We start from the raw sequence: 16,439 nt of genomic DNA, 5'->3' as shown, positions 1-16,439 counted from the left end.
CGGCCCCCTCCGTCAACCTCGGCCCGCTGACCGGCGGCTTCCACCGACGTCCAAGGCTGTCGTCGCGGTTGCCCGGGAACGGTCGCGGCATGGCCACCCCACCGGAGGTGCGGGTGCGCCGGGTCCACGAGGAGCCCGACACCCCGGGACGGCGCCCGGCCACGGGGCGTCGCGGGGTGTCGAATACGGTGAGCAGGTGTCGGTCAGCGACCGGTGGCCCGCTGAGGGCCGCCGGGTCGAGCGAGAGCAAGGAACGCAGTGAAGCTTCTTCATTCCGGGAAGGTCCGCGACGTCTACGAGGATCGCGGGGACATCGTCCTCGTGGCGTCCGACCGGGTCTCGGTGTACGACGTGATCCTGCCCACCCCGATCCCCGACAAGGGGAAGATCCTCACGCGGCTGTCGCTGTGGTGGTTCGAGCAGCTCGCCGACATCGTGCCCAACCACGTGATCTCGGCGACCGACGTGCCCGCCGAGTTCGAGGGGCGGGCGGTGCGGTGCCGGAGGCTGGACATGGTGCAGGTCGAGTGCATCGCGCGCGGCTACCTGACCGGCAGCGGGCTGAAGGAGTATCGGGCGAACGGGTCGGTGTCGGGTGTGCCGCTGCCGCCCGGACTGGTCGACGGCTCCAGGCTTCCCGAGCCCATCTTCACCCCGAGCACCAAGGCGCCGCTCGGGCAGCACGACGAACCCATCGCCTTCGAGGACGTCGTCGCCCTGGAGGGTGCGGAGGCCGCCGAGGAGTTCAGGCGGATCACGCTGGAGGTCTACCGGCGCGGCTCCGAGCTCGCCGCGGAGCGGGGCGTCATCATCGCCGACACCAAGATCGAGCTGGGCCGGGCCGCCGACGGCACGCTCGTGCTCGGCGACGAGGTGCTGACCTCCGACTCCTCCCGCTTCTGGCCCGCCGACCGGTGGGAGCCCGGCCACGCGCAGTTCTCCTTCGACAAGCAGTACGTGCGCGACTGGGCGACCGGCACGGGCTGGGACAAGAAGGAGCCCGCTCCGGAGGTGCCCGCCGAGATCGTGAAGGTCACCCGGGAGCGCTACATCGAGGCGTACGAGCGCATCACCGGCAGGACCTGGTGAGTGCCGAAGGGGTACGGCCTCCCGCTGAGGCGGGCTGAGGCCGGCTGGTGTCGCGTCGGCCTCATGTCGGCTGTGTCGATGTGTCGGCTCCGGGCCGGCTGCGGACCGGCACGGGATCGTGCGGGCGCCGGCTCTCGCCGACCCCGTAAGACCTGAGGACCGGAGCCCGCGGGGCCGAGGGGCCGGGGGCTCACGGGTCGGTCAGAGGGAGAGTTTCCGCTCGACCGCGGCGCCCACGACGGTCGGGCCCTGCTGGGCCGCGTCGGTGGGCGCCCCGAAGTCGGCCACGATGCAGGTGATGTTGTCGGGACCGCCGCCCCGGTTGGCCAGGTCGATGAGCCAGCGGGCGGCCTCGTCGGGGTCGGAGATCTCCGTCAGCGTGTTGAACAGGGTCTCGGGGCCGACCACGGCGGTCAGGCCGTCGGAGCAGAGCAGGTAGCGGTCCTCGGGGTAGGCCTCGCGCAGCGACAGGTCCAGCTCGCCGTCACCGGTGCCTTCGAGGACCCGCAGCACCATCGACCGGCGCGGGTGCTCGGCGGCCTGCTCCGGGGTGATCCGCCCCTCGTCCACCAGCGACTGGACCAGGGTGTGGTCGTGGGTGATCTGGTAGAGGGCGCCGTCGCGCAACATGTAGGCCCGCGAGTCTCCCACGTGGGCCAGGGCGAAGGTGGCGCCGTCCCAGAGCATGGCGGTCAACGTGGTGCCCATGCCACGGAGCGTGGGGTCCTGCTCGCTCATGTCGCGCAGCGTGTGGTTCACGTCCCTGGCGGCATCCTTGAGCGCGGCGAGCAGGTCGACACCATCGGCGGGCAGGGTGTCGTCCAGTTTCGCCATGGCTGTGACGGCAAGTGAGCTGGCGACCTCTCCACCCGCATGACCACCCATGCCGTCGGCTATGGCGAGCAGGCGCGCGCTCGCGTAGCCCGAATCCTCGTTCGCCTCACGACGGACACCCACATCGGAGCGGGCCGCGTAGCGCAGTGCAAGTGGTTGGTTCAGTGCCATGAGGGCAGTAAATCATTGGTTGAAGCACTTCACAAGCAAAGTCGTTGTAGACCGTTGCGGCACAGTCAACTACTGTGGCCCATCATGGAGGAGAGCCAGGAGATCACCGTGAACGCGGGCGACATCGCCAGGCTCGCCGGGGTCGGCAGGGCTGCGGTGAGCAACTGGCGCCGCCGCCACGAGGACTTTCCCCAGCCGGTGGGCGGCACCACCTCCAGCCCGCTGTTCTCCCTGCCCGAGATCGCCGTGTGGTTGCGCGCGAACGGCAAGTCGTTCGAGGTCTCGCTCGGCGACCTGGTCTGGCAGCGGATGCGCACCTCTGTCGACGACCTCAGGCTGGGCGGACTGGTGGCCAGGGTCGGCGCGTTCCTGCTGTTCCTGCGCCGCGAGCCCACCGCCTGGCGTGATCATGGTACGAAGTCTCTCACCCGCGTGGCCGAGGTGACGACGGATCTCCCCGGCTCCGCCGATCTCCGCCTGGACGACCTGGCCCTCGTCCGGCTGGTCGCGGAACTGGCCGCCGAACGAGGGCCGCTGGAGGTCTTCGAGTTCCTGTTCGAGCGCTACGTCGAGGCCCATTCCCGCCGTCTCCCGGTCACCAGGGACGACGTGGCCGCCCTGATGGTCCGGCTGGCGGCCGGGGACGGGGGCGTCGTCCTCGACCCCGCGTGTGGCGTCGGGACGCTGCTGCTGGGCGCGGACTCCTGGACCGGGCGGCGAGAAGGCGTGCCGGAGGACCGGAAGACCGTCCTGATGGGACAGGAGATCAACGAGACGAACGCGCTGCTCACCGCCGTACGGGTGCTGCTGCGCGGAGCCGAGGCGCGGATCGTCGCCGGTGACTCCCTGCGCGATGACCGCCTGGCCGGCGAGCCCGCCGACGCCGTGGTCTGCGACCCGCCGTTCAACGAGCGGGTCTGGGGACACGAGGAGCTCGCGGGTGACCCGCGCTGGGAGTACGGGCTGCCGCCGCGCGGGGAGTCGGAGCTCGCCTGGGTGCAGCACTGCCTGGCCCGGGTGAGGCCGGGCGGCCTGGTGGCGATCCTGATGCCCACCGCCGCCGCCAGCCGCCGTCCCGGCAAGCGGATCCGCGGCAACCTGCTCCGGGCGGGAGCGCTGCGGGCCGTGGTGACGCTGGCACCCGGCGGCCCCGACCTGTGGATGCTCCGCAGGCCCGACGGCGGGCGTTCCCCGTCCCAGCTGCTGGTGGTGGACGCGGGTGAGGACCTGTCGATCGTGGAGCCCGCCTGGCGCGCGTACGTGGAGAACCCCGAGGCCGAGCTGTCCGGTGAGAGCCGGACGGTGCGGATCATCGACCTGCTCGACGACGAGGTCGACCTCGCCCCGTCCAGGCACCGCCCGCAGCACGGCGGCCTCGACTTCCCACGTGACTTCACCGACGCCCTGGCCAGGTTCAAGGAGACCTCGGCCCTGCTGCCGGACGCCATCCCCGCCCTCCAGGTGCTCACCGAGCGGCAGGACCTGCCGACCACCACGATCGGCGAGCTGGCCAAGGCCGGACTGATCACGATTTTGCAGGCTCCGGCGAGGATGTCCGCCGACGAGGGCCCGCTCCCGGTACTGACCGCCGACGACACCGCGGCGGGCACGCCGCCCTCGGGCCGCACCACCCTCGACCCGGCCCTGGTCATGATCAGACCGGGCGACGTGGTGACCACCGTGCTGGGCGCGGTCAGGGTGATCACCCAGAGTGGCGCGGCACTCGGCCCGCAGCTCACGCTCTACCGGGTCGACCCGCAGCGGCTCGACTCCGGGTTCCTCGCCGGTTTCCTGCGCTCGGCCGACGCGGCCAGGATCCATCCCAGCTCCAGCCGCCTCGACGTGCGACGGGCGCGGGTGCCCATGCTGCCCCTGTCCGACCAGCGGCTGTACGGTACGGCCTTCCGCGAGCTGTTCGAGCTGGAGGACAGACTGCGCGAAACGCGGACGCTGGGGGAAACGCTGATCCGGCTAGGCTTTGACGGACTGGTCGACGGTCATCTCCGGCCGTGCGACCAAGGGGCTTGATGCCCGCAGGTCCATGGGAGGGTCGATGGTCATCGGCGACCGATACGTGCTCGACGACCTTCCTCTCGGCCAGGGGGGCATGGGGGCCGTCTACGGCGGTCACGACAAGCATCTCGACCGCAGGGTGGCCGTCAAGTTCCTGAAGTTCCTCACCGGCCCCGACGAGGAGCTGAAGCGGCGCTTCCTGCGCGAGGCCCGCATCCTGGCCAGGCTGGAGCACCCCGGCGCTCCGGTCCTGTACGACTTCGGCACCTTCGACCAGCGATTGTTCCAGGTGATGCAGTTCATCGAGGGCGTCACCGTGGCCGACGTGGTCAGCGAGCACGGCCCGCTCCCGGTGCCCTGGGCCGCGGCGATCGCCGCCCAGGCCTGCGCGGTGCTGACGGCCGCCCACGCGCTGTCCATCTACCACCGCGACCTGAAGCCGACCAACCTGATGCTCTGCCCCGACGGGAGCGTGAAGGTCCTCGACTTCGGCCTGGCCGTGCTGCGCGAGTCCGGCTCGACCCAGTTCACCCGGACGGGCCAGATCCTCGGCACCCCGTCGTACATGGCCCCCGAGCAGATCCAGCGCGGCCTGTCCGGCCCCCGCAGCGACCTCTACGCCCTCGGGTGCGTGATCCACGAGATGCTGACGGGCCGCCAGCTGTTCACCGGCCCCACCGAGTACGCCGTGTTCGAGCGCCAGGTGAAGGAACGCCCGCCGGAGGTGCCCGGGGTGCCGGACGAGCTGAACCGCCTGGTCGCCGAACTGCTGGAGAAGGACCCCGACAACCGCCCCCCGAGCGCCGACGTCCTCTACGAGCGGCTGCAACCCTTCGCGGTGGACCTGCCGATGCTCCCCGGCTTCCTGCACCCGTCGTCGGTGCCGAGCCCGGGGCGGATGTACGCGCGGATGGTCGGCCGGGTCCTGGGCTGACGGATCCACGGCGCCCGTGACGCCGTCGGGCGGGGCCGGGCACCGTCGGGCACCGCCCGAGTGGGACCGGGTATCACGGGGCGGGGCCGGGCATCACGGGGTCGGGCCGGGTATTGTCCGCACGGCCCCCGGCCTGGCCCCGTCGCGGGTTCCTAGCGGTCGGCGGTCGCCTTACCGGCCTCCGGCGTCTCACGGCCCGGGTCCGGATGCTCGGCGTCGGTGGTGTGCTCACCCCGGGGCTGCCCGTCCCGCTCACCTTCCCCGTCCCGCTCGCCCCGTTCGTCGTGCTCGTCTTGTGTGTCCTGTGCTTTCCGTCCGTCCTGGGCGTCCGGTGTTGCCCGCGTGTCCCGGGTTGCCTCGGCGGTGGCGAAGGTCTCGATCTCGCGGGCGGCCCACTCGGCCCACTCCTGCTCCATGACGCTGGCGCGCAGGCCCCACTCCAGGGCGAGCCGCCCGTAGATGGAGACCTGTTCGGGGCCCTCGGTCAGCGGGCGGATCTGGCTGAGCCGTTCGTGCTGCTCGGCCGCGACGGCGCCCTGCCTGGCCAGGTAGGCACTGGCCTGGGCGGGATCGACCGTCCCCAGGAAGAAGACCCGGAGCAGCATGTCGCTGCGGCGGACCCGCTCGGGTTCGACCTTGGTCAGCCAGTGGCGCAGCTCGACCAGGCCCGGCTCCGTCAGCGCGTACTCCTTACGACCCCGTGGCCCCTCGGCGACGACCTCGATCAGCCCGGCGGCGGCGAGGCGGCCGAGCTCGCCGTAGAGCTGGCTCTGGGTGGCGGCCCAGACGTTGTCGAGGGAGATCTCGAACAGCTTCATCAGGTCGTAGCCGCTCGCCGGACCCTCGTAGAGCAGACCCAGGAGCGCGTGTCGGAGACTCATGACGGCATCTTACATTTCTCTATTGACATGTCATTTATGGAAGTTCTACTTTTGACATGTCACTAGTAGAATATTGAGGAGGAGCCATGACCCCGTCCTACCTGCAGGGCGACCTCGCCCCTGTTCCCGACGAGACCGACGCCCACGACCTCCCTGTCGACGGGGTTCTCCCTGCCGAGCTGACGGGGCGTTATTTCCGCAACGGTCCCAACCCGCTGCCGGGCCAGGACCCGGGGCACTGGTTCGCCGGTCACGGCATGCTCCACGGCGTCCGCCTGCGCGACGGCCGCGCCGAGTGGTACCGCAACCGGTGGACGCGGACCACCTCGTTCACCGACGACCCCCTGTTCCTCACGGACTCCGGCGAGACGGACTCCGGCGAGCGCGACCTGGCCGCCGTCACCGCCAACACCAGCGTGATCCGGCACTCCGAACGGATCTTCGCGCTGGTCGAGAGCGGCCTGCCGTACGAGATCGGCCCCGAGCTGGACACGATCGGCTCCTGCGACTTCGGCGGCAGGCTCACCACGGCGATGACCGCCCACCCCAAGGAGGACCCGCGCACCGGGGAGCTGCTGTTCTTCGGCTACGGCTTCGCCCCTCCGTACCTCACCTACCACCGCCTGTCGGCCGGCGGCGAGCTGGTCGAGAGCCGGCAGGTCGAGGTCCCCGGGCCGACCATGATGCACGACTTCGCGATCACCGAGAACCACGTGGTCTGGCTGGACCTGCCGGTGCTCTTCGACATGGAGGTGGCCATGGAGCGTCGCGGCCTCCCCTACCGCTGGGACGACGCCTACGGCGCCCGGCTCGGCGTCATGGGCCGGGCCGACGGGCGGGTGCGCTGGTTCGACGTGGACCCGTGTTACGTCTTCCACGTCGGCAACGCCCACGAGGACGCCGCGGGCCGGGTGGTCCTCGACGCGATCCGCTACACGCCGCGAAGCTTCCAGGGCCTGTGGGAAAGGATCAGCGGCGGCACGGGCGGGGTTCCCGGCCCCGCCGCCCCGGGAGACGTCCGGCTGGGGGCGAGCCTGCACCGGTGGACGCTCGACCCGGAGAGCGGCATCGCGAAGGACGAGCACCTCGACGACCGTGCGACCGAGTTTCCCACGGTCAACCCGGCACGAACCGGTCTCCCCAGCCGCTACCTGTACACCGTGGCCCACAACACGATCGTCAAGTACGACGTGGAGACCGGCGCGAGCGACGTCAGGGAGACCGGCGGCGCGACGGGCGAGGCCGTGTTCGTCCCCTCGGGAAACGCGCGGGCCGAGGACGACGGCTGGCTGATGTCGATCGTCACGGCGGGGAACGACTCGTCGCTGCGGGTGCTGGACGCCGGGACGCTGGAGTCCGTGGCGACGGTACGGCTGCCGCGCCGGGTGCCCGCGGGCTTCCACGGCTCCTGGTTCGCCGACTCCTGACCCCGCCGCCCCACCGGCGGGACGGGGGACCTTCCGGGCGGTTCGCACGGTTCGGCGGGGCCGGTGTCCCGGTCGCCTCGGCCGACCTCGGCGGTCGGGAAGAATACGACCCGTGGAAGGTCGATGGGTCGAGGTGGCGGATCGGGTGCTGGTGCGGCGGTACGCCGAGCTGGACCTGTCGGTGGGGCTGGTCATGGGCGACGGCGGCTGCCTGGTGGTCGACACGCGGGGGGACGAGCGGCAGGGGGCGGAGCTGCTCTCGGAGGTCAGGCGGATCACCCGCGACCCGTGGACGGTGGCGATCACCCACTCGCACTTCGACCACAGCTTCGGCACCCGGCCGTTCCTCGGCCGCCCCGTCTGGGCGCACGAGGGCTGCCGCGCCGACCTGGTCGAGAACGGCGACCGGGCCAAGGAGGAGTGGGCACGCCACTACCGGGATCTGGGACGCCCGGACATCGCCGACGACATCGCGAGGACCGAGATCGTGCCGCCGGACCATCTCGTGACCGACCGGGCGCGGCTGGTCGTCGGAGGCCGCCCGATCGTCCTGGCCCATCTCGGCCGTGGCCATTCCGGCAACGATCTGGTCGTCCACGTACCGGACGCCGGGGTGATCTTCGCCGGGGACCTCGTGGAGAACGGCGCGCCGCCCGCCTACGAGGACGCCTATCCCCTCGAATGGCCCGCCACGGTCGCCGGGCTGCTCGACCTGCTCGACCTGCTCGACGACGGCCCCGGCGACGGTCCTGGCGGCGCGACCGGCCCCGGGAACGGTCACGACGACACGGCCGTCTCCCGCTCCGCCACCGGCCCGGACCTGGGCCGCGCGGCCGGTCACGGTCACGGCGGTACGGTCGTTCCCGGTCACGGTGACCCGGTCGGCCGCGCGTTCGTCGTCGCCCAGCACGCGGAGATCACCGCCCTGGCCCACCTGTGCGAGCAGGTGACCACGGGTCTCCTGTCTCCCGCCGACGCCGTGCGCCTGTCCCCGTACCCCGAGGAGACCACCGGGATCGCCCTCGGCCGCGCGATGGGTCACCTCTGACGGGGCGGTCGCGTCAGACCCTCGAAGAGCAAGCGGGCCGGGAGGACCATCCGGGCGGCGAAGGGCACGTCCGGCGGGACAGGTCGCGCCGGACGGAGTACCGGGCTCGCGTCCGGCGGCGATCCCTCAGGAGCGGATGCGACGGTCCCTCAGGAGCGGGTGAGGTCGGTCAGGTAGGCGGTCAGGGCGTCCAGGTCCTGGAGGAACCAGGTGTCACCGCCAAAGTCGATCATGACGTCCAGCTCCGCCTCGATGAGGTCGACCAGGCGGATCGTGGCGATCGACGTGATCCCCATGGCGACGAACGAGTTGTCGGAGTCGAGGATTTCCTGGGCGGAGAGTTCCCCGTCGCACGCCGTGGACAAGGCCCCGGCCAGCCACAGCCGGAGAGCGTCCCCGGAAAGAGGGGCGCCCTCCCCCGCCGTACCCCCGGCCCGCTCGGCCACCGCCGCCTGCCCGGCAGGACCGGCTGGTTCCGCCGGTTCGGCCAGACCTGTCGGACCGGCCGGACCGGCGACGTCTTGGTGACTCATCGAATACCTCCTGTGGGAGCTGTGGAAGACCCCGGGTTCCAGCCCGGGAAGGGGGCCGGGTTCTCCTCCGGCTCGTCGGTCGTCGTGGGAAAAGCCATGGGGAAGGGGGGCGCGGTCAGGAGCCGTCCGTGCCGAGTATCCGGGCGACCTCCTCGTCCGTCAGCGCGGACAGTTCCTCCATCAGGATCCGCTCCACCACGACCGCGAGATCGGCCACCGTACGGTTCCTGAAGAGCTCACGCATGGGAACGTCGATCTTCGCGGCCGTACGCAGGCGGGATCCGACGCGCACGGCGAGCAGCGAGTGGCCGCCCAGCGCGAAGAAGTCGTCGAGCGCGCCGACCTTGCCGACCCCCAGCACCTCCTGCCAGACGCCCGCCACGAGGATCTCCGCGTCGTTCCTGGGCTCCACGAAGGGCCGGTCCTCGTCGAGGTCGAGGCCGGGCGCGGGCAGCGCACGGCGGTCGATCTTCCCTCCGGTGGTCAGCGGCAGCTCGTCCAGGGTCACCCAGACATCGGGGACCATGTACGGCGGGAGCACCACGGCGAGGTCGCGCCGGAGCTCCACCGGGTCGGCCGGGCCCGCGACGTAGGCGACCAGCCTGTCCTCACGGGCGGTCACCGCCGCCTGCCGTACGCCGGGGTGGGCGAGGAGGCGTCCCTCGATCTCGGCGGGCTCGATCCTGAACCCGCGGACCTTCATCTGGTCGTCGACGCGGCCCAGGAACTCCAGCAGGCCGTCCGCGCGCCACCGGACCAGGTCCCCGGTGCGGTACAGCCGTCCCATCTCCGGGTCGTCCGGGAAACGCTCGGCGGTCAGGTCCGGACGGCCGAGATACCCCCGGGCGAGCCCCGCGCCGCCGAGGAGCAACTCCCCGGGGACACCGGGCGGCACACGGCGGAGGGACTCCCCGGAAACAGCGGACGGCGTGCGGTACGGCTCTCCGGAAACACCGTGCGGCTCTTCGGAAACACCAGGCGGCTCTTCGGAAACACCAGGCGCCTCTCCGGAAGCACCGGGTCGAGGGGTGACGACGACCGCCCGGGTGCCGCCGATCGGCCGTCCGATCGGCGGGCGTCCCTCGGTGTCGGCGGAGCCGAGATCGGCCGCGGTGGCGATGATCGTGGCCTCGGTGGGCCCGTACGTGTTGACCAGCCGGACCCGGTCGCCGAACCTCTCCCGCCAGCGGGCCACGGCCTCCGCGTGCACCTGCTCGCCGCCGAGGATGACCAGCCGCAGCCGTTCCGGCCAGGCCACGTCGTCGAGCTGGTCGACCAGCCGGTGCCAGTAGGCGGTCGGCAGGTCCAGCACGGTCACCTCATGTCCCCGTGGTCCGGCGAGCACCTCGGGAAGGGTGACCGCGCCGCCCGGCAGGAGTTCGAGGGCCGCTCCCGAGGCGAGGGCGGGGTAGATCTCCTCGGCGTGCGCGTCGAAGCCGAGCGCGGCGAACTGGACCACCCGGTCTCCCGGCCCCAGCCCGTACGCCTCCCTCATCCAGGCCACCCGCTCGGCCAGTGCCCGGTGCTCCACCACCACGCCCTTGGGCCGCCCGGTGGACCCCGAGGTGTAGATCACGTACGCGGCGTCGTCACCGTCGGCGGGACGCGCGGTCTCCGTGAGCTCCCCGGGCTCCTCGGCCTCCAGGTCGGCCAGGACCAGCACCGGGACGTCCCCCGGCGGCGGGCCGTCGAGGGGGCGGGCCGTCACCAGGAGGGCGGCTCCGCTGTCGGACAGGATCGTCCCGACCCGTTCCCCGGGGAGTTCCGGATCGACGGGCAGGTAGGCGCCACCGGCACGCCACACGGCGAGCAGTGCCACGACGACGTCGATCGACCGGTCCGCCAGGACCGCGACGACCGTCTCCCGTACGACACCGCGGCGCCGGAGCAGGGCGGCGAGCGAGGCGACGCGGAGCTCCAGGCCCGCGTAGGTGAGCGTCTCGGCGCCGCAGCCCACCGCGGTCGCGCCCGCGTGCGCGGCGGTCGCCTCCGCGACGAGGTCCGGCACGAGGGGGCCCGGGACGTGGGCCGTCGTCTCCTCGTGGACGCGCAGCCGGGCGTCGTCCTCGTCGGTGCGCAGCGGCAGCGCGGAGAGGACCCGGCGGGGGTCGGCGGCGACCGCGCGGCACAGGACGGCGAACCGGCCCGCGAGGCGGGCGACGGTCTCGGCCTCGAACAACTCGGCGTCGTAGCCGAGCACCAGGAAGAGCTCGTCGTCGCGCCGCCACATCTCCAGCATGAGGTCGAACTTGGCCTGCCGGTATCCGGCGTCGAAGAACTCCAGGTCCAGGTCGGCGAGGGAGTCCCTGACGCCGTCGTCCTGGCTGTGCAGGATGGCCATGGTCCGGAAGAGCGGCGTACGGCTCAGGCCGCGCTCCACCTCCAGCTCCGTCACGAGCTTCTCGAACGGCACCTCCGGGTACGCCATCGCCTCCAGCAGGATCGTCCGCGTACGACCGACGAGGTCGGTGAAGGAGGGGTCTCCCGACAGGTCGCCCCGCAGGACCAGGGTGTTGGCGAGATAACCGACGACCGGTTCCAGCTCGACGCGGTCCCGCCCCGCGTAGGAGGAGCCGACCATGATGTCATCCTGGCCGGTGTGACGGGCCAGCAGCACCTGGTACACGGCGAGCAGCACCATGAAAAGGGTCGCCCCGCACTCCTGGGCCACCTCCTCCAGCCGCGCGGCGAGATCGGCGGACAGGCGGAAGGAGTGGGACCCCCCGATGTGGGAGGAGATCTGCGGGCGGGGACGGTCGAGCGGCAACTCCAGCACGGGAGGGTCGGCGAGCCGTTCGCGCCAGTAGCCGAGCGCCGCCCCGTCGTCGCGGCTCCGCTGCCAGAACGCGATGTCCCCGTACGTCACCGGCGGCTCGGCGAGACCGGGCTCGGTCCCGTTCTTGTGCGCGGCGTACAGGGCTGCCAGGTCATCGGCCAGCACGTTGAGCGACCAGCCGTCACCCGCGATGTGGTGGAGGACGACGCAGAGCACGTGGTCGTGCTCGGCCAGGCGCAGCAGACTGACCCGCAACGGGGGCGGGCCCGTGAGGTCGAAGGGGGCGTTGGTCCGCTCCGCGACCAGCCTCCGCGCCTCCCGCTCCCTGCTCGCGAGGTCCGCGAGCCCCTCGCCACTTCCGGGACCGGTCCTCCCCGCGACCCCTCCGGCGCTTCCCGAGCCGGTCCTTCCCGCGAGTCCTTCGACGCTTCCCGAGCCGCCCCGCCCCGCGAGTGCTTCCCCGGGCCTCTCCTCGGTGGCCTCCCCGCTCGCCGGTTCCTCACCGGTGAGGTCGATGTGCTCGATCAGCGGACCGGTCGCGCGGTCGGTGATCGCGACCGGCCCGCCGTCCACCTCCGGGTAGCGGGTGCGCAGGGTCTCGTGCCGCGCCGCCAGATCCCGGAGAGCGTGTTCCAGCGCGGCGGTGTCGAGATCGCCGCGCAGGCGCCAGACGGTGAACATGTTGTACGCCGCGTCGTCCGGATCGACCCGGTGCATGAGCCAGAGCCGCTCCTGCGCGGGCGAGAGCGCGAGCGGCGTACCGTCCGGGCGCGGACGCAGCGGGACGGCACGACCGTCGCGGTCGTCCGCGAGACCGGACGCGGCGGCGCCGACGGCCTCGGCGAACCCGGCGATCGTCGGCCGGCCGAACAGCTCCCTGAGGGGAACCTCCACGCCGAGCAGCGCCGCGATCCGCGCGGTGACCTTGACCGCGAGCAGCGAGTGCCCGCCCAGGCCGAAGAAGTCGTCGTCGGCGCCGAGCCGGTCGGCGGCCACGCCCAGCACCTCGGCGAAGATCCCGGCCACCTGCCGTTCCAGGTGGCTCTCCGGCGGACGGCCGTGCCCGGCGGACGGCCTGCCCGGCGCGGGAAGCGCCTTGCGGTCGAGCTTGCCGTTCGGGGTGAGGGGCAGCGTGGACAGCGGCACCACGACCGCGGGCACCATGATCGCGGGCAGTGACCGCGCGACGTGCTCCCGGAGTCCCGCGAGATCCGGCTCCCCGACGGTCACGGGGGTATCGGTGTCTGCGGCGTCCGCGATATCCCCGGCCCCGGCTCCGGTTCCTCTCACGACCTCGACATCGGAACCGGCACCGGCTCCCGAGCCCAATCCAGCTCCGGCTTCGGCTCCGGCTCCGGTGGCAGGGTCCTCGGTGGCGGCAACGGCCGGGACGGCGGGCTCTCCGGCGACCGGCGAGGCCCCGACCACGTACGCCACCAGGGTGTCGTCGATGATCGCGGCGACCGCGCGGGCGACCCGGGGATGGGTCTCCAGGGCGGCCTCGACCTCGCCCAGCTCGATACGGTGACCTCGCAGCTTCACCTGGCCGTCGGCCCGGCCGAGGAACTCCAGCCGCCCGTCCGCCAGCCACCTCACCCTGTCGCCGGTCCGGTACAGGCGTGAGCCCGAAGGGCCGAACGGGTCGGGCAGGAAGCGCTCCGCGGTCAGGCCCGGCCGGTGCAGGTAGCCCCGCGCCAGCCCCGTCCCCGCGATGAACAGCTCGCCGACCACCCCGACGGGCACCGGGTCGAGCCTCTCGTCGAGCACGTGGACCCGGGTGTTGGCCAGCGGCCTGCCGATCGCCACCGCGCCGGGCTCGGCGGGCACCGGCTCGCGGGTGGACCAGATCGTCGTCTCGGTGGGCCCGTACACGTTCCACATCGCCCGTACGCGCTCTCGCAGCGCGCGGGCGAGGGCGGGCGGCAGCGCCTCGCCCCCGGCGAGGGCGGTCACCGCCGGTCCGTCGAATCCCGCGTCGAGGAGCGCGCGCCAGCCCGACGGCGTCGCCTGGACGTGCGTCACGCCGTGCCCGGCGGCGAGCCTCACCAGCGCGAGCGCGTCCGGCGCCTCCGCGCCGCCCGCGACGACGACCCGGCCGCCGGTGACCAGCGGGAGGAAGAGCTCCAGCACGGAGATGTCGAACGACAGGGAGGTGAGCGCCAGCCAGACGTGGCCGGGTCCGGCGTTTAGCAGGTCCTTCATGGCCAGCAGCAGGTTGACCACGGCGCGGTGCTCGATCGCGACCCCCTTGGGGCGGCCCGTCGAGCCCGACGTGTAGATCACGTACGCGAGGTCGTCCGGTGTCGCGAGCGGCGCGGGGGGCGTACCGGGTTCACCGGCGAACGCCCGGGGGTCCTCGATGAGCAGGACCCGCGCGGCCCCCTCGGGGAGCCGTCCGCGTACGCGCTCCTCGGTGAGGAGCAGCTCCGCGCCCGAGTCGCGCAGGACGAAGGCGAGGCGCTCGGCGGGGTAGTCCGGGTCGAGGGGCAGGTAGGCGCCGCCCGCCCTCATCACGGCGAGCAGCGCGACCAGCGTCTCCAGCGAGCGGGTGGCGCACACGGCCACGACGGCGCCGGGCCGCACGCCCTCGCGCCGCAGCCGGTTCGCCAGCCGGTTGACGCTCGTCTCCAGTTCCGCGTACGTCAGGCTCCGCCCCCCGCACGTGGCCGCGACCGTGCCGGGTTCGCCCGCGACCAGGTCGTGCAGGGTGGTCTCCGGGAGCGGGACGGCGGTGTCGTTCCACGCGGTGAGGGTGAGCTCGCGTTCCGCCTCCGGGGGAAGGCCCAGCTCCGACAGTCTCGTGCCGGGGTCGTCGACGGCCCTGCGCAGCATGGCCGCGACGTGCTCCGCCATGCGCTCGGCCGTGCCGTGGTCGAACAGGGCCGTGTTGTAGACGAGCGAGAGTTCGAGGCCGCCGTCCCGCCGCCCGAACTCCAGCGACAGGTCGAACATCGCGGGCCGGGCGTCGCCCGGGTCGATCGGCTCGGCGGTGACCCCGGGCAGGGTCAGGGCGGTGTCCCGATAGTCGTGCGGGACGAGCTGAGCCTGGAACAGGGGGGTGCGGCTGAGGTCCCTGGGGATGTTCAGCTCGCTCACCAGGCGGTCGAAGGGCAGGTCCGCGTTGGTGTACGCCTCCAGGGCCGCGCGGCGGACCCGGACGAGCAGTTCCCCGAAGGTCGGGTCGCCCGACAGGTCCCCGCGGATCACCAGCGTGTTGAGGAAGAGCCCGATGAGCGGCTCCAGCTCGTCCCTGTCCCGTCCGGCGATCGGCGTACCGACGCAGACGTCCTCCTGGCCGGAGCGGCGCGACAGCAGGACCAGGTACACGGCGAGCAGCACCATGAACGGCGTGGTGCGGGTGCTCCGGGCGAGCCCGTCCACACCGTCGGCCAGCTCGGCGGGGAGCCGGAGCCGGGCGGCGCCGCCCTCGGAGGTCCTGACCGCGGGGCGCGGCCGGTCCGTCGGGAGTTCCAGCGTCGGCGGGTCGGCCAGTCTGCGCCGCCAGTAGCCGAGCGTCCTGTCCGTCAGGTCGTCCGAACGTTGGCGCTGCCACAGCGCGAAGTCCGCGTACTGGACCGGCAGCGGCTCCCACACCGGTGGCTCACCGGCCAGGAACGCGCCGTACAGCGTGGCCAGCTCGCGCGCGAACACCCCGACCGACCAGCCGTCCACGGCGATGTGGTGGAACACGATGTAGATCGCGTGTTCCCGCTCGGACAGGCGCACCAGGCCCGCCCGGAGCGGCGGCTCGCCCGCCAGGTCGAACCGCCGCTCGATCTGCTCCCGGACGAGCCGCGCGGTCCGCGCCTCACGTTCCGCCTCGGGAAGATCCGACAGGTCCAGCAGCTCCAGGTACGGCCGGTCGTGTCCCTCGTTCCCCGAACCGGCCTCATCCCGCGCCCCGGACCCACCCCGTGCCCCGATCTTCCCCCGTACCCCGGTCTCCCCCTGTGATCCGGTCTCGCCCCGTACCCCGGCCTCATCCTGTGGTCCGGTCTCGTCCCGCGCTCCCGTCTCGCCTCGCGTCCCGGTCGCGGCGGCGTGCGGCCGGTCGCCGGTCGGGCGCGGCTCGTCGACGATCTGGACGGGAGCGCCGTCCCTGCCAGGGAAGCGGGTCCGCAGGATCTCGTGCCTGACCACGATCCCGGCGAGCGCCCGCTCCAGGGCGTCCGGGTCGAGCGGCCCCCTGAGCCGTTCGGCGATGAAGACGTTGTGGGCGGCGCCGGTCCGTTCCAGCCGGTCGAGGAACCACATGCGCTCCTGGCCGAACGAGAGCGGCAGCTCGCGGACACCGTCGGGCCGGGGAGCGATCCCCTCCCGCGCGTCCCCCCGCGCGAGCATGTCCATTCCTATGCCTCCCACCGGAGAGGCACGGGGGCCGTTCTCATGACGGCCTCCCCACTGGCAGATCGCGAGCCCGAAAGGAAATCCCTCATAATCACGACAAAAGACTGTCAGATAAAAACATAAATCCGCAAGGACTAGACATTTAGCCTCGGATACCGAAGCCGCCGCCGAGGGGGCGCTGACTTCGCTCCGGGTCGCTCACTCCACCGCCGGGCGTACCGCTGACATCATGTTGCCCGGCACTAGTTGCCGGTGCTCACGCCGCGAAAGCGGGTGCGGGAGGTTGACCGCGCCGCCGCCGGGAGTGTCTGATCATTGTCGGCGAGCGGCTTCGCGGGCGGATTCACGACAGGGGCGGATTCGCGGAATCACGCCGGACACGGTCC

The 16,439-nt window shown here is 72.3% G+C and carries 9 protein-coding genes; 5 read left to right on the top strand and 4 right to left on the bottom strand.

Annotation, left to right across the window (positions count from 1 at the left end):
* Nucleotides 1-258 precede the first annotated feature (258 nt).
* Nucleotides 259-1,089 (top strand): phosphoribosylaminoimidazolesuccinocarboxamide synthase, encoded by an 831-nt coding sequence (locus ABD817_RS17995; protein ID WP_344919118.1) that lies wholly within the window; start codon nt 259-261, stop codon nt 1,087-1,089.
* 201 nt (nt 1,090-1,290) lie between these two features.
* On the opposite strand, the gene ABD817_RS17990 is transcribed toward ABD817_RS17995, so the two are convergent.
* Nucleotides 1,291-2,094 (bottom strand): PP2C family protein-serine/threonine phosphatase, encoded by an 804-nt coding sequence (locus tag ABD817_RS17990; protein WP_344919117.1) that lies wholly within the window; start codon nt 2,092-2,094, stop codon nt 1,291-1,293.
* An 84-nt stretch (nt 2,095-2,178) separates the two neighbouring features.
* On the opposite strand from ABD817_RS17990, the gene ABD817_RS17985 reads away from it, so the two are divergent.
* Together ABD817_RS17985 and ABD817_RS17980 are read left to right on the top strand one after the other, a co-directional pair.
* Nucleotides 2,179-4,122, top strand: coding sequence for an HsdM family class I SAM-dependent methyltransferase (locus ABD817_RS17985; protein WP_344919116.1), 1,944 nt, complete (start codon nt 2,179-2,181; stop codon nt 4,120-4,122).
* Nucleotides 4,123-4,147: 25 nt separating this feature from the next.
* Nucleotides 4,148-5,041 (top strand): serine/threonine-protein kinase, encoded by an 894-nt coding sequence (locus ABD817_RS17980; RefSeq protein WP_344919115.1) that lies wholly within the window; start codon nt 4,148-4,150, stop codon nt 5,039-5,041.
* Nucleotides 5,042-5,193: 152 nt separating this feature from the next.
* Here ABD817_RS17980 and ABD817_RS17975 read toward each other — a convergent pair whose 3' ends face one another.
* A complete protein-coding gene (locus tag ABD817_RS17975) occupies nt 5,194-5,922 on the bottom strand; it encodes a PadR family transcriptional regulator (protein WP_344919114.1) in 729 nt (242 codons plus the stop codon).
* A gap of 86 nt (nt 5,923-6,008) precedes the next feature.
* Here ABD817_RS17975 and ABD817_RS17970 point away from each other — a divergent pair, with 86 nt between their 5' ends.
* Together ABD817_RS17970 and ABD817_RS17965 are read left to right on the top strand one after the other, a co-directional pair.
* Nucleotides 6,009-7,349 (top strand): carotenoid oxygenase family protein, encoded by a 1,341-nt coding sequence (locus tag ABD817_RS17970; RefSeq protein WP_344919113.1) that lies wholly within the window; start codon nt 6,009-6,011, stop codon nt 7,347-7,349.
* A gap of 112 nt (nt 7,350-7,461) precedes the next feature.
* On the top strand, nt 7,462-8,397 hold the full coding sequence (locus ABD817_RS17965) for an MBL fold metallo-hydrolase (RefSeq protein ID WP_344919112.1): 936 nt from the start codon (nt 7,462-7,464) through the stop codon (nt 8,395-8,397).
* A 149-nt stretch (nt 8,398-8,546) separates the two neighbouring features.
* Here ABD817_RS17965 and ABD817_RS17960 read toward each other — a convergent pair whose 3' ends face one another.
* Complete coding sequence (locus ABD817_RS17960; RefSeq protein WP_344919111.1) at nt 8,547-8,930, bottom strand: acyl carrier protein; 384 nt, start codon at nt 8,928-8,930, stop codon at nt 8,547-8,549.
* A 115-nt stretch (nt 8,931-9,045) separates the two neighbouring features.
* Complete coding sequence (locus ABD817_RS17955; RefSeq protein ID WP_344919110.1) at nt 9,046-16,047, bottom strand: amino acid adenylation domain-containing protein; 7,002 nt, start codon at nt 16,045-16,047, stop codon at nt 9,046-9,048.
* Nucleotides 16,048-16,439: the final 392 nt, after the last annotated feature.

The organism is Streptosporangium oxazolinicum (assembly GCF_039537505.1).
Classification (GTDB): Bacteria; Actinomycetota; Actinomycetes; order Streptosporangiales; family Streptosporangiaceae; genus Streptosporangium; species Streptosporangium oxazolinicum.
Note: the sequence above shows the minus strand (reverse complement) of the source record. Positions and strands in the feature narration are given on the sequence as shown.

Bases quoted from the DNA above. Each gene is read 5' to 3' on its own strand.
- ABD817_RS17980 (WP_344919115.1), top strand. From the start codon at position 4,148: ATGGTCATCGGCGACCGATACGTGCTCGACGACCTTCCTCTCGGCCAG.
- ABD817_RS17955 (WP_344919110.1), bottom strand. From the start codon at position 16,047: ATGCTCGCGCGGGGGGACGCGCGGGAGGGGATCGCTCCCCGGCCCGAC.
- ABD817_RS17975 (WP_344919114.1), bottom strand. From the start codon at position 5,922: ATGAGTCTCCGACACGCGCTCCTGGGTCTGCTCTACGAGGGTCCGGCG.
- ABD817_RS17970 (WP_344919113.1), top strand. From the start codon at position 6,009: ATGACCCCGTCCTACCTGCAGGGCGACCTCGCCCCTGTTCCCGACGAG.
- ABD817_RS17985 (WP_344919116.1), top strand. From the start codon at position 2,179: ATGGAGGAGAGCCAGGAGATCACCGTGAACGCGGGCGACATCGCCAGG.
- ABD817_RS17990 (WP_344919117.1), bottom strand. From the start codon at position 2,094: ATGGCACTGAACCAACCACTTGCACTGCGCTACGCGGCCCGCTCCGAT.
- ABD817_RS17960 (WP_344919111.1), bottom strand. From the start codon at position 8,930: ATGAGTCACCAAGACGTCGCCGGTCCGGCCGGTCCGACAGGTCTGGCC.